The organism is Streptomyces sp. Je 1-79, from assembly GCF_025195125.1.
Taxonomy (GTDB): domain Bacteria; phylum Actinomycetota; class Actinomycetes; order Streptomycetales; family Streptomycetaceae; genus Streptomyces.
In genome coordinates this window covers 387,404-399,877 of record NZ_JAMGSL010000003.1, presented here as the reverse complement: position 1 = coordinate 399,877, position 12,474 = coordinate 387,404, and the positions used below count along the sequence as shown (strand labels likewise).

Sequence of the window (12,474 nt, the reverse complement as noted above, 5' to 3'; positions counted from 1 at the left end):
GGGGACACACAGAATTCTGGCCATGATCGTCGCGCTGCTCGCGCTCCAGCTCGGCTCGCTGATCGCACCGGCGTACGCGTGCGGATGCGGCGCGATGATCCCGGACCGGAACCACCGGATCGGCGTCGATCGGGAGACCTCGGCCCTGCGCTGGGACGGCCGTACGGAACAGATCGTCATGCGTTTCACGGTGCGCGGGGACGCCGAGCGGGCAGCCTGGATCATGCCCGTTCCCGGCCGGGCGGACGTGACGCTCGGCGACGCGGAGCTCTTCGACGCACTGGACGACCTCACTCGGCCCGAGTACCGGACCCGGCACCACTTCTGGCCACGCGGCGGCAACTGGCCCTTCGACATGGGCACCTCGGACGGCGCCGCGGGCGCCGCTCCCGGAAAGGGCGCCCCGGACGTCGGCGTCGTCGGACGCGAGCGGCTCGGCCCCTTCGACGTGGCGCGGCTGACCGCCGGCGACCCCGACGCGCTGAGCGACTGGCTGAAGACGAACGGCTTCGAGCTCTCGGACCGGCTGGCGGCCGAACTGACGCCGTACGTCGAGCAGAAGTGGGAGTACGTAGCGGTCCGGCTCGCCCCCGACACCACGGACGCGGGCACGGGTACGAGCACAGCCGTCCAGGTGCTGGGCGGCGAACTCACCCCGCTCCGGATCAGTTTCGCCAGCGACCGGCTCGTCTACCCGATGCGGCTCTCCCGGCTGGCGCGGACCCCGCAGTCCCTCGGCCTGTACGTCCTCGCCGACCACCGCATGGAGCCGCGCGACGACATCGGCGGCGCGCGGCCCGAGGTGCGGTTCGCGGGCGAGATCGAGGGGACGGAGGGCGAGGCGCTCGCCTCGCTCACCGGCGGGCGGCAGGTCTATCTGACCGCCCTGGAACAGGAGTTCCCCGTGCCCTCGCGGATCGACGGGGACCACGTGCTGCGGACGGTCGCCGACACTCCGTACCGGGAGGTGATCCACACCGATCGGCTCCTCACCGTCGGCGACGGGATCCCGGTCTGGCTCCTGACGGTCTCCGGCGTGCTGCTCGCGGTGGGCGGGGCGGTCGTGGCGGTCCGCCTCCGGCGGCGCCGGCCTGCGGTACGTTCGGCCGCATGACTCAGGATCAATGGACCACCGTCGACCGCTACTTCACCGATCTCCTCGCCCCGGACGACGACGCGCTCGCCGCCGCGCTCGCCGACTCCACGGCCGCCGGGCTGCCCGAGATCGCCGTCGCGCCCAACCAGGGCAAGCTCCTGAACCTGCTCGTCACGACGGCGGGCGCGCGCTCGGTGCTGGAGATCGGCACGCTCGGCGGCTACAGCACGATCTGGATGGCCCGCGGACTGCCCGCCGACGGCCGGATGATCTCGCTCGAGTACGACCCGCGTCACGCGGACGTGGCCCGTGCCAACATCGCCCGGGCCGGCCTCGACAAGGTCGTCGAGGTCCGGACGGGCGCGGCCCTGGACACCCTGCCCGAGCTGGAGGCGGAGGGCGTCGGCCCGTTCGACTTCGTCTTCATCGACGCCGACAAGGTGAACAACCCGAACTACGTGACGTGGGCGCTGCGGCTCTCCCGTCCCGGCACGGTCATCGTCGTCGACAACGTGGTGCGCGGCGGCAGGGTCGTCGACGCGGAGACGGACGAGCCGGCGATCACCGGCACGCGCGCGATGTTCGAACTCGTCTCGCGTGAGCCCCGGTTGGACGCGACCGCGTTCCAGACCGTCGGCGTGAAGGGTTACGACGGGCTGCTGCTGGCCCGGGTCGTGGCGTAGCGGGGCGCGCTCGACTGCCATCCGGCGAAGAGCGGTACCTCGCCCGTGGCGTCGAGCACGACCACCCCGAAGGGCCGGTCGAAGGCGATCTCCTCGACGATCCGCCGGCGGGGCGGGGCGGCTCCGCGGCTCATCGTGACGGCGGTGACCGCGGCGGCCTCCACGCCCTCCTCGGCGACGGTGACCAGGGCCTCCTGGACGACCCTGGAGACGGACAGGGGGTGCGGCGAGAGCGCGGAGAAGTCGGCGCCCGGCCGAAGGGCCCTGGTGACGCCGAGGGCGGCGAGCTGCTCGTTCACGTCGATCTTCGCGCGCAGGGTGAAGCGGGGCAGGGCGAGTGCCACTCCGTCGGCCGCGAGCCGCGTCCGGCCCCGCTCCCCCGCCCAGGCGGCGGGCAGCACCTCGGCCGGCCCCTCGCCCTGCGCCCCGAGCACGAACCGCACCCGTGCGGCGCCCTCGCCCCCCGCCGTACGCGCCGTCCCGTCCACCTCGTCGCAGGGGAGTTCGACGACCGTCGTCCCGCCGACACGCCAGGCCCAGAACACCGGGATCCGCTGGTGCATGGTCGGTACGAGGGTGGTGTCGCCGTACCCGTCGGTGAAGGGGGCGTCCCGCGTCGCCGAGGTTGTGAAGGCCGTGAGCCACCGGGCTTTCAGCACCAGGGCGTTGACCAGGACCAGCTCCTCGGTGCCGTCCAGGTCGATCGGCAGCGCGTCGATCACGCCCCCGGTGGACTCCCGTACCCAGGAGTCCAGTTCGCGCTGCGCCTCGTCGCCCAGCACGCCGAACCCCACGTCGGGCAGGCCCCGCCGGAACGCGTCGAGGACCGCCACCCGGCTCCACACCGCCGTCGCGACCGCGATGCCCGCCGCCTCCGCGAGTCGCCGCCCGGCGACGGTCGCGGCCTCGGCGGCGGCCTCCCCCTCGACCCCGAGCAGCTCCCGCAGCTCCGCACCGGTCTCCGTACGGGCGCCCGAGGCGACGGCGGCGAGCGCCGTCCACAGTCCGGCCGGAGAGCAGACGAAGTCGCCGTCGCCGAGACGCGGCAGCCAGCGCGCGGCGAGCTCGCGCGCCGCTCCCGTGTGCACGGCCGGATCCGAGCCGGTCATATCCTGCCCTTCATGAGCATCGTGAAGATCAACGCACTGACCGTCCCGGCCGAGCAGCGCGAGGTCCTGGAACAGCGGTTCGCCGCCCGCGCCGGGTCCGTGGAGGGCTCCGACGGCTTCGAGTGGTTCGAGCTGCTGCGGCCCCTGGAGGGTACCGACCAGTACCTCGTGTACACCCGCTGGCGCAGCGAGGAGGACTTCCAGAACTGGATGAGCGGTTCCATGAAGGCCGCGCACGGGGGCGGCGACGCCGCCGCCGGCGAGCGCCCCAAGCCGGCGGCCACCGGCTCCACGCTCTGGTCGTTCGAGGTCGTCCAGCAGGCTTCCCCGAAGTGAGCGTCTCGACGGTGACCGGCTGGTCCTTCGCGCCCGAGGACGTCCACACCGCCGACGCGACGGCCCTGCGGCGCGACTACTACGACGACGTGGCCAGCCGTTACTGGAAGCGGCCGGCCACCGAGGCGGAGATCGACGAGGGTCTGGCCGGCGACGGCGTGGAGCTGCTGGCCCCGCCGACCGGCCGGTTCCTGGTGGGCCGGTACGAGGGGAAGCCGGCGGCCTGCGGCGGGGTCCTGCTCCTCGACGAGGAACGCGCCGAGCTGACCCGGGTGTTCCTGCGGCACGCCTTCCGGGGCACGGGCGGTGCGGGGGCTCTGATGGGGGACCTGGAGGACGCGGCCCGTGACCTGGGCGCACGGCGCATGGTCCTCAACACGCGCCTGGACCTGATCGAGGCCCGCACGCTGTACACGCGCCATGGTTACGAGGAGATCCCGGCGTACTGCGAGGGCCCGTACATGGACATCTGGTACGGCAAGGACCTCTAGGCCCTGTCGGGCTCACGCGTGGCGGTCGGCGGGGGCTCTGGGCCCTGTCGGGCGTGGGCGTGGTGGTCGGCGGGGCCTCTGGGCCCTGTCGGGCGTGGGCGTCGCGGGCCCCAGGCTCTGTCGGGCTCACGCAGCGGGACCCCCAGGCCCTGTCCGGCTCACGCGTGGTGGTCGCGGGGCGGCTCCGGTGAGTGCGGCCGCTCCGCGTCCGAGCCGTTCAGCTCGGCCGTCAACTCCTCCACCAGCTGCACGAGATCCGTGGGCCGGTCGGGCCCCCACCAGTCGCCGAGCAGCTCGGCGAGCGACTCCTCACGCGCCTTCGCCAGCAGGGTCGCGGCCGCGAGCCCTTCCTCGGTGAGGACCAGCTGCATCCCCTCCCGGCGGACCAGGCGACGCTCCTCGACCTGCCGGGACGCCTCGGTGATGATGCGTAGCGGTACGGGGGTGGTGTCGGCGAGCCGCGCCGGTTCGACGGTCCCGTGGCGGCGGATCCGCAGCAGCAGCCAGCTCGCCGCGGGCAGCAGATCGAGCCCGGCCTTCGCCGTGATCTTCTCGTAGATCGCCCTGCGCCCCTCCCGCGAACCGAGCACGGACAGGGCCCGGCAGCACTCGTCGTACGAGGAGCGCTCCACCGGGTTGGAGGCGAGGGTCTGGCTGACGTCCGGGGCGGTGACCGAGCCGCGCAGCTTGTCCTCCTTGAGGAACCAGGCGACGACGAAGGCGACGAGGACGACCGGCACGGCGTAGAGGAAGACGTCGGTGATCGAGGTCGAGTAGGCGTGCACGACCGACGGCTGGAGCTCGGCCGGGAGTTCCGCGATGGCGCGCGGGTCGGCGGCGATCTGGTCCGGCCCGGTCCCCGGCGGCAGCGCCTGCCCGGCGAGGGCGGCGTCGAGTTTGACGTTCAGCCGGTGGGTGAAGATCGTTCCGAAGACGGCGACGCCGAAGGACGCGCCGATGGACCGGAAGAAGGTCGCGCCGGAGGTGGCGACCCCGAGGTCCTGGTACGAGACGGCGTTCTGCACGACCAGGACGAGGACCTGCATGACGAGTCCGAGGCCGACGCCGAAGACGAAGAAGTAGGCGCTCGTCTCCCAGGTGGAGCTGGACTCCGTGAGCTCGTTGAGCAGCAGGAGCCCGAGGGCCGTGATGCCGGTGCCGGCGATGGGGAAGACCTTCCAGCGCCCGGTGCGGGAGACGATCTGGCCCGAGACGGTCGAGGTGATCAGCATGCCGAGGACCATGGGCAGCATGTGGACGCCGGAGATGGTCGGGGTGACGCCCTGGACGACCTGGAGGAAGGTCGGCAGATAGGTCAGCGCGCCGAACATCGCGAAGCCCACCACGAAGCTGATGACCGAGACGAGCGTGAAGGTCCGGATCTTGAAGAGCTTCAGCGGCAGCACGGGCTCGGCCGCGCGCTTCTCGACGTACACGAACCACACCAGGAGCACGGCTCCGAGGACGGCGAGCCCGATGATCTGCGGGGAGTTCCAGTCCCAGGTGTTGCCGCCGAGGGAGGCGACGAGGACCAGACAGGTGGCGACCGAGGCGATGAGCAACGTACCGAGGTAGTCGATGGTGTGGCGGGTGGAGCGGACCGGGATGTGCAGCACGGCGGCGATCACGAAGAGCGCGACGATGCCGATGGGCAGGTTGATGTAGAACACCCAGCGCCAGGAGAGGTGCTGGGTGAAGAGCCCGCCGAGCAGGGGGCCGAGGACGCTGCTGGCGCCGAAGACGGCGCCGAAGAGGCCCTGGTACCTGCCGCGTTCCCGGGGCGAGACGAGGTCGCCGACGATGGCCATCGACAGGACCATGAGCCCGCCGCCGCCGAGCCCCTGGAGGGCGCGGAAGCCGATGAGCTGCGGCATGTTCTGCGCGATGCCGCAGAGGGCTGAGCCGACGAGGAAGATGACGATGGCGGCCTGGAAGAGTTTCTTGCGGCCGTACTGGTCGCCGAGCTTCCCCCAGAGGGGTGTACCCGCCGTCGACGCGAGGATGTACGCGGTCACGACCCAGGACAGGTGCTCCATGCCGCCGAGCTCGCTGACGATGGTCGGCAGAGCGGTGGCGACGATGGTCTGGTCGAGTGCGGCGAGCAGCATGCCGAGCAGCAGCGCTCCGATCGCGACCATCACGCTGCGGTGGCTCCGCCCGTCCCCGGGCACCGGGCCACCGCTGGGGTCCGCCGCGCGTACTTCCTGGGCCATGGGCATCTCCTCGGGTCCGTTCCCCACCCCATCCTGATTGGAATGTCCGGTTATGGCCTGCCGAAGGGCACGGCTGTTCGCCTGTCGCACGAGCGTGGGCTGCATAATCGCTGCCAGTTGTGAACCTGGGGAGGGGACTCACAGTGGTCGGACACATCTGTCCTGAATGCGGTGTACACAGACCGCGCTGCACCTGCGTCGAGGCGGAGATAGCCGCGGCGGAGGACTTCGATCCGCTCCGGATCCGTCCGTACGTGACGCTGGAGGCCGGCGGGGAGCCGGGAGAGCCTCCGGCGCCCCTGCCGCCAGCGGGGGCGAAGGGGAAGTCGGAGCCGGAGTCGGGGCCGCCGGGGGCGGGGGCGGCCGAGACGACGCCTCTACACCTGGGCGGGATCGCCGCGGAGCAGGAGGCGGCGCACGACGCGCGGGAGAACGCGCGGGGGGCAGCGCGGGAGGACGCACGGGACGGGCTGCACCAGCCGCACGAGCCCTACGCGATCCACGGACCCCACGAGGCCCACGGGCCCTATGAGGCCCACGGGCCCTATGAGGCCTACGCGCCCCACGACGCCTACGGGCCCCATGGGCCCCACCAGCCCCACGAGACCTACGAGGCCCACGAGACCTACGCGCTCCAGGGGGACGAGCGCCCGGCCACGCGCCGCCGCGGCGCGCTGGTGGCGCTCGCGGCGGCGGTCGCGGTCGCGGTGGTCGCCACCGCGGCGGTGGCGGGCGGGCTGCTCGGCGGCGGGAACGAGGCGGACGACCGGGCCGCCGCGCCCACGCCCACCACGAGCGCCTCGCAGAACGTCGCCGTGTCGGAGGCCCCGTCCTCGTCGGCCTCCGCGTCCCCGTCGTCCGCCTCGGCCTCGGCCTCGCGCTCGGCGTCGCCCTCCGCCTCACCGTCCCCCTCCAGCCGGACGACGCAGGCCACCGCGACGGCCACGACCCCGGTCACCACGTCGGCCGTGCCGCCGTCGCCCTCCGCCTCGCGCACCACCTCCGCACCGACCCTGACCCCGGTGCCCACCCCGGACGCACCGGCCCCGACCCTGCGCTACGGGGACCGCGGAGCCGAGGTCGCGGAACTGCAGCGGCGGCTGGAACAGGTGTGGGTCTACGACGGCCCGATCGACGGCGAGTACTCCAGCAGGGTGCGTCGCGCGGTCGAGCGGTACCAGTCGTACCAGTACATCGACGAGGACGAGGAGGGCGTGTACGGGCCGGAGACGCGCCGCGCCCTGGAGGCGGAGACGACGGGCTGAGGCGACGGGGAGACGGGCCGCGGGTCCGGGGCCGGCACGGCGTCCGCGACCGAGGTCCACAGTCCGCGACCCGCGGCCGAGGTCCGCGATGCGGGACGGATTGGCGCGAAGGCCCGGCCTTTTGTATGGTCGAGGAACAAAGTGGCCCCGCCCGCAACCCCTGACCGGCGGGCGGGTCCGCTCTGCTCTCCTCCCACCCCTCTGGAGACCTTTGATGCCCGCGCTCACCACCCGCGCCCTGCTCCTGGACATGGACGGCACGCTCGTCAACTCGGACGCCGTCGTCGAACGCTGCTGGCGCCGCTGGGCGGTACGTCACGGACTGGACCCGGAGGAGGCGCTCAAGGTCGTCCACGGGCGCCAGGGGTACGCGACGATGGCCGCCCTCCTCCCGGACCGGCCCATGGAGCAGAACTACGCGGACAACCGGGTGATGCTGGCGGAGGAGACCGCGGACCTCGACGGCGTCGTTCCCGTCCCGGGCGCCCCCGCCTTCATGGCCGCGATCGACTCCCTTCCGCACGCCCTCGTGACCTCGGCGGACGAGGCGCTCGCCCAGGCCCGGATGGGCGCGGCGGCGCTGCGGATGCCCGAGACGCGGGTCACGGCGGAGCGCGTCGGCGCGAGCAAGCCGGACCCGGAGGGCTTCCTCAAGGGCGCGGCGGAGCTGGGTGTCGACCCGGCCGACTGCGTGGTCTTCGAGGACTCCGAGGCCGGCATCCAGGCGGGCCGTGCGGCCGGCATGCGCGTGGTGGGCGTGGGCCCGAGGGCGGCGGCGTTCGCCCCGGACGTCCATGTCCAGGACCTCACGGCCGTCACGGTGCGGCGGCAGCCCGACGGCACCCTCCTCCTGACGTTCCCGGCGTAACGCGACGGGCCTCCCGCGGAGTGCCCGAGCGGCCTCCCGCGGAGTGACGTACCCGGAGTGACGCGCGGGCCTCGCCCGGAGTGAAGCGGGGGCCTCGCCCGGAGTGACGCGAGGGGCCTCGCCCCCATGGCCCTCCCTGGGCCCCTGGGGGCCGGGGCCAGGGCCCCCTTGGGAGCCGGGCCCCAAGCCCTCCCCGTAACCCCAAGGCCGCCGCCGGCTCGCCCCACCCCCGCCCGCCCCCGCCCCTCGCCGTCCGGTCAGCCGCGCGCCGGAGTGCCGCGGGCAAGCACGCCCCGCGCCACCAGTTCCAGCACCACGGCCACCGCCACCGCCTGCACCACCATCAGCGCCACCAGCACGAACAGCTGCACCGCCCCCGCCTCCCACGGCGAGGCCCCGCCCAGCAGCATCCCGACGAACGCCCCCGGCAGCGTCACGAGCCCCACCGTCCGCGTCTGGTCGAGCCCCGGCAGCAGCGCGTCCGACGCCGCGCTCCGCGCCACCTCCAGCCGGGCCTCCCGCTCCGGCAGCCCGAGCGCGAGCCCCGCCTCGACCTCGCCCCGCCGCGTCTCCAGCTCGTCGAGCGCCCGCCGCCCTCCGAGCACCGTGGCGGTCAGCGCGCCGCCGATGAGGATGCCGGTGACCGGGATGAGCGCCACGCCCCGCACCGGCAGCAGCCCGGTCAGCAGCAGCGCCCCGACGACCGGCACGACGCCGGCCGCGATCGGCAACCCGGCCCACCAGCGCCCCCGCCCCTCCCCCGGCACGACGCGCCGGCCCGCGGTCCACGCCGCCACTCCGTACATCACCACGAGGAACGCAAGCAGCAGCGGCAGATACCGCATCACCCAGCCGATCACGAGTGACACCGCGACCAGCTGGGCCGCGGCGCGCCCGCCCGCCGTCAGCGAGTCGCGGGGCCGCCCGAGCCGGGCGAACGCGACGACGCCCGCGGCCACGGCGAGCAGAACGGCCAGAACCACCCCGAAGGTGACGTTCACTTCCAGAAGCACACACCAACCCTAGGGCCGGAAAACGGAACTGTCGTTCCGTCACAACCCTTGATGTGACGTGCGCATGTCGCCACTCTGTTACCTGGCGCACCGCCCTCAGCAACCTGGGGCCGCCACGATGACCGGGCCGCCGGGCACCCACCCCGGCCCGCACCGGGCACCCGCCCGGGGCGGCACGGCCAAGGTCCCCCCACATCAAGGGAGTTCGCATGCTCACCGCAAGCGTCTACGCGCGTCGAATAACCCGTCGCGCGACCGTTCTCGCCGCCACCGCCGCCCTCTCCGTCACCGGCCTCCTCGCCACCGCGCCGGCCGCCCAGGCGGCCATGCCCACGCCCGTCAGCGCGTCCACCGCCCGTACGTACCTCGCCTCGCTCACGGTCAAGACGGAAGGTTCCTCCTCCGGCTACAGCCGTGACCTCTTCCCCCACTGGATCACCCAGTCCGGCGCCTGCAACACCCGCGAGGTCGTCCTCAAGCGCGACGGCGTGAACGTCGTCCAGGACTCCAGCTGCGCCGCCGTCAGCGGCAGCTGGTACTCCGAGTACGACGGCGCGACCTGGACCGCCGCCGCCGACCTGGACATCGACCACGTCGTGGCACTCTCCGAGGCCTGGAAGTCCGGCGCGAATTCCTGGACCACCGCCAAGCGCCAGCAGTTCGCCAACGACCTGACCCGCCCGCAGCTCATTGCCGTGACGGACAACGTCAACCAGGCCAAGGGTGACCTCGACCCCGCCGAGTGGATGCCGTCGCGCACCGCGTACCGCTGCACGTACGCCCGCGCCTGGGTGCACGTGAAGTACTACTGGGGCCTGAGCGTGGACTCCGCCGAGAAGAGCGCCCTGCAGTCCGTCCTGAACGGCTGCTGAGAACGCTTCCGTCACGCCTCCCTCGTTCCGTACCGTACGGGCGTTCGTACCGTACGGGCGGGACGACGGAGGGGCGGGGAGATCGATGGCGGCCGGACTGAGGCTCGGACCAGTACTTCGGTACGTCGACGGGGTGACGGGGGGCTCGGCGACGATCTGGGTCGAGACCGACCGCCCGTGCACGGCGGAGGTCCGCGGCGCTTCCGGCGCCGGCGGCAGCACCCGCACGTTCCAGATCGCGGGCCACCACTACGCCCTGATACCGGTGACGGGCCTGTCCCCCGGTACGACGACGGAGTACGAGGTACGGCTGGACGGCCGGACGGTCTGGCCGCCGCCCGACTCCCGCTTCCCCCCGAGCACCATCCGCACCCCCTCCCCCGACGGCGAGGTCAGGGTCGCCTTCGGCTCCTGCCGCTGGGCGGCGAAACCGGCCGAAGGCAGGGACCCGGTCGGCCCCGACGCCCTGGACACGCTCGCGAAGCACCTGGCGACGCGCCTCGCCACCGACGGCACGAACGGCCTCGCGAACGGCCTTGTCACCGACCACGCGAGCGGCCTCGCGACCGGCGTCGCGACCGACCGCGCGAACGACCGCGTGAAAGGCCTCGCCACCGACCGGGCGACGGACCCGCCCCGGACACCACCCGGGGCCGCCGCGGAGGAGATACCCGAACGCCCTGACGTACTCGTCCTGTTGGGCGACCAGGTGTACGCGGACGAGACCTCGGCCGACACCCGCCGCTGGCTCGCCGCGCGCCGGGACCCCCGCGACCCGCCGGGATCCGAGGTCGGGGAGTACGAGGAGTACACCCGGCTCTACGACGAGTCGTGGGGCGACCCGGAGGTCCGCTGGCTGCTCTCCACGGTCCCCAGCTGCATGATCTTCGACGACCACGACGTCATCGACGACTGGAACACCAGCGCCGCCTGGCTCGCCCGGATGCGGGCCACGCCCTGGTGGCGCGAGCGGGTGCTGAGCGGACTGATGTCGTACTGGGTGTACCAGCACCTCGGCAACCTCTCCCCGGCCGAGCTGGCCACCGACCCGCTGTACGCCGAGATCCGCTCCCTGCCCGACGGGACGGACCGGCTGCGGCGGTTCGCGGCGGAGGCGGACGCCGATCCGGCCTGTGTGCGCTGGAGTTACCGCCGGGACTTCGGCCGGACCCGGCTGCTGATGATCGACACGCGCGCGGCCCGCCTCCTGAAGGAGGACGCCCGGGCGATGCTGGACCCGGACGAGGCGGCCTGGGTGCGCGAGCAGGCGCTGTCCGACCGGGGCGCGTACGACCATCTCCTCGTCGGCACGTCGCTGCCCTGGCTGCTGCCGCCGCTGATCCACGACGCGGAGGCCTGGAACGCGGCCCTCTGCCGGGGCGAGCGCGGCGGACCCGAGGGCAGGTGGGCGCGGTTCGCGGAGGATCTGCGGCAGCGCGCGGACCTGGAGCACTGGGCGGCGTTCCCCTCCTCCTTCGAGTGGCTGACCCGGCTGCTCGCCGAGGCGGGCACCGGCCAGGACGCACCGGCGACGGTGTGCGTGCTCTCCGGGGACGTCCACCACGCGTACGTGGCGGAGCCGCGGTGGCCCGACGAGCAGCCCGACGCGCGGGTGGTCCAGCTGACCTGTTCGCCGCTCCACAACGCGATCCCGCTCTCGGTACGGCTCGGCTTCCGCTTCGGCTGGAGCCGCGCGGGGAACCGCCTGGGCCGCGCCCTCGCACGGCACGCGCGCGTGGGCCGCCCTTCGATCGACTGGCGCAGGACGGGCGGCCCCTGGTTCGGCAACCAGCTCATGACCCTCACCCTGCACGCCCGTTCCGCCCGTCTGACCCTGGCTCAGGCCCGCAGGGACGGGCGCCTGAAGACCGTCGACGAACGCCGCCTCGACAGGAGTTGACCCGGCGGCCCGGCGCGCCGCCGGAGCCGCCGTACGCCGCGTGACACTCGCCACAGATCCCCACACCATCGAATGTTGAAGTTGCAAGCACTAGTGAGGCATGCCTAACCTGACGACCTCATCGGTTCCGTCCCCCCGCGTTCCGCTCCCCGGGACCGACCAGACCGAAGGAGTCATCTCCCCCCATGAATCCCCTGACCAACCGGGTGCAGCAGGCCCAGCCCTACGCGCTCGGTCTCTTCCGCATCGTCATCGGCCTGCTCTTCGCCTGCCACGGCGCCGCCTCGCTCTTCGGCGTGCTCGGCGGCGCGATGGGCGGCGGTACCGTCCCCACCGGCACCTGGCCCGGCTGGTACGCGGCCGTGATCCAGCTCGTCGCGGGCGTGCTCGTGCTCGTCGGCCTGGGTACGCGCACCGCGGCTCTCCTCGCCTCCGGCTCGATGGCGTACGCGTACTTCAAGGTCCACCAGCCCGACGGGCTCTTCCCGCTCCAGAACAGCGGTGAAGGCGCGGCGCTCTTCTGCTGGGCGTTCCTGCTGCTGGTCTTCACCGGCCCCGGCGCCCTCGCCGTCGACCGGCTCTTCGGCGCCCGCGAGGCGCGGCCGGAGCCGGTCACGGCGTAGTTCGT

Annotated in this window: 12 protein-coding genes; 9 read left to right on the top strand and 3 right to left on the bottom strand. The window is 73.2% G+C overall.

Annotated elements, in window-relative coordinates; genetic code table 11:
* The first annotated feature begins 22 nt into the window (after positions 1 to 22).
* A complete protein-coding gene (locus M5362_RS07195; RefSeq protein WP_260226488.1) occupies positions 23 to 1,114 on the top strand; it encodes a DUF2330 domain-containing protein in 1,092 nt (363 codons plus the stop codon).
* Positions 1,111 to 1,779, top strand: a complete 669-nt coding sequence (locus M5362_RS07190; protein WP_260226487.1) for an O-methyltransferase — start codon at positions 1,111 to 1,113, stop codon at positions 1,777 to 1,779. Before M5362_RS07195 ends, M5362_RS07190 begins: the two co-directional genes overlap by 4 nt.
* Here the strand turns inward: M5362_RS07190 and M5362_RS07185 are convergent.
* A complete protein-coding gene (locus M5362_RS07185) occupies positions 1,743 to 2,888 on the bottom strand; it encodes a serpin family protein (RefSeq protein WP_260226486.1) in 1,146 nt (381 codons plus the stop codon). The two genes, M5362_RS07190 and M5362_RS07185, sit on opposite strands and share 37 nt — an antisense overlap.
* A gap of 12 nt (positions 2,889 to 2,900) precedes the next feature.
* On the opposite strand from M5362_RS07185, the gene M5362_RS07180 reads away from it, so the two are divergent.
* Both M5362_RS07180 and M5362_RS07175 read left to right on the top strand, forming a co-directional pair.
* Positions 2,901 to 3,224 carry an antibiotic biosynthesis monooxygenase gene (locus tag M5362_RS07180; RefSeq protein ID WP_260226485.1) on the top strand — a complete coding sequence of 108 codons (324 nt, stop codon included), beginning with the start codon at positions 2,901 to 2,903 and terminating at the stop codon, positions 3,222 to 3,224.
* A complete protein-coding gene (locus M5362_RS07175) occupies positions 3,221 to 3,715 on the top strand; it encodes a GNAT family N-acetyltransferase (protein ID WP_260226484.1) in 495 nt (164 codons plus the stop codon). The genes M5362_RS07180 and M5362_RS07175 overlap by 4 nt, the downstream gene beginning before the upstream one ends.
* A 158-nt stretch (positions 3,716 to 3,873) precedes the next feature.
* On the opposite strand, the gene M5362_RS07170 is transcribed toward M5362_RS07175, so the two are convergent.
* The gene (locus M5362_RS07170) at positions 3,874 to 5,928 is read right to left on the bottom strand and encodes an MFS transporter (RefSeq protein ID WP_260226483.1); all 2,055 of its coding nucleotides are present in this window, start codon (positions 5,926 to 5,928) and stop codon (positions 3,874 to 3,876) included.
* Between the two features lie 254 nt (positions 5,929 to 6,182).
* On the opposite strand from M5362_RS07170, the gene M5362_RS07165 reads away from it, so the two are divergent.
* Positions 6,183 to 7,193 (top strand): peptidoglycan-binding protein, encoded by a 1,011-nt coding sequence (locus M5362_RS07165; RefSeq protein ID WP_260226482.1) that lies wholly within the window; start codon positions 6,183 to 6,185, stop codon positions 7,191 to 7,193.
* Positions 7,194 to 7,407: 214 nt separating this feature from the next.
* Positions 7,408 to 8,061, top strand: coding sequence for an HAD-IA family hydrolase (locus tag M5362_RS07160; protein ID WP_260226481.1), 654 nt, complete (start codon positions 7,408 to 7,410; stop codon positions 8,059 to 8,061).
* Between the two features lie 257 nt (positions 8,062 to 8,318).
* Here the strand turns inward: M5362_RS07160 and M5362_RS07155 are convergent, their stop codons facing one another.
* Positions 8,319 to 9,074: an ABC transporter permease gene (locus tag M5362_RS07155; protein ID WP_260226480.1), complete on the bottom strand. Its 756-nt coding sequence runs from the start codon at positions 9,072 to 9,074 to the stop codon at positions 8,319 to 8,321.
* Between the two features lie 209 nt (positions 9,075 to 9,283).
* On the opposite strand from M5362_RS07155, the gene M5362_RS07150 reads away from it, so the two are divergent.
* From M5362_RS07150 to M5362_RS07140, 3 genes are all read left to right on the top strand, one after another.
* Positions 9,284 to 9,946 carry an HNH endonuclease family protein gene (locus M5362_RS07150; protein ID WP_260226479.1) on the top strand — a complete coding sequence of 221 codons (663 nt, stop codon included), beginning with the start codon at positions 9,284 to 9,286 and terminating at the stop codon, positions 9,944 to 9,946.
* A gap of 85 nt (positions 9,947 to 10,031) precedes the next feature.
* A complete protein-coding gene (locus tag M5362_RS07145) occupies positions 10,032 to 11,846 on the top strand; it encodes an alkaline phosphatase D family protein (protein ID WP_260226478.1) in 1,815 nt (604 codons plus the stop codon).
* A 185-nt stretch (positions 11,847 to 12,031) separates the two neighbouring features.
* Positions 12,032 to 12,469: a DoxX family protein gene (locus M5362_RS07140; RefSeq protein WP_374214419.1), complete on the top strand. Its 438-nt coding sequence runs from the start codon at positions 12,032 to 12,034 to the stop codon at positions 12,467 to 12,469.
* Positions 12,470 to 12,474: the final 5 nt, after the last annotated feature.

What these genes read in the sequence shown, in the direction of transcription:
- M5362_RS07170 (WP_260226483.1), bottom strand. Translation starts at nt 5,928, where the DNA reads ATGGCCCAGGAAGTACGCGCGGCGGACCCCAGCGGTGGCCCGGTGCCC.
- M5362_RS07140 (WP_374214419.1), top strand. Translation starts at nt 12,032, where the DNA reads ATGAATCCCCTGACCAACCGGGTGCAGCAGGCCCAGCCCTACGCGCTC.
- M5362_RS07185 (WP_260226486.1), bottom strand. Translation starts at nt 2,888, where the DNA reads ATGACCGGCTCGGATCCGGCCGTGCACACGGGAGCGGCGCGCGAGCTC.
- M5362_RS07195 (WP_260226488.1), top strand. Translation starts at nt 23, where the DNA reads ATGATCGTCGCGCTGCTCGCGCTCCAGCTCGGCTCGCTGATCGCACCG.
- M5362_RS07150 (WP_260226479.1), top strand. Translation starts at nt 9,284, where the DNA reads ATGCTCACCGCAAGCGTCTACGCGCGTCGAATAACCCGTCGCGCGACC.
- M5362_RS07145 (WP_260226478.1), top strand. Translation starts at nt 10,032, where the DNA reads ATGGCGGCCGGACTGAGGCTCGGACCAGTACTTCGGTACGTCGACGGG.
- M5362_RS07180 (WP_260226485.1), top strand. Translation starts at nt 2,901, where the DNA reads ATGAGCATCGTGAAGATCAACGCACTGACCGTCCCGGCCGAGCAGCGC.
- M5362_RS07190 (WP_260226487.1), top strand. Translation starts at nt 1,111, where the DNA reads ATGACTCAGGATCAATGGACCACCGTCGACCGCTACTTCACCGATCTC.
- M5362_RS07160 (WP_260226481.1), top strand. Translation starts at nt 7,408, where the DNA reads ATGCCCGCGCTCACCACCCGCGCCCTGCTCCTGGACATGGACGGCACG.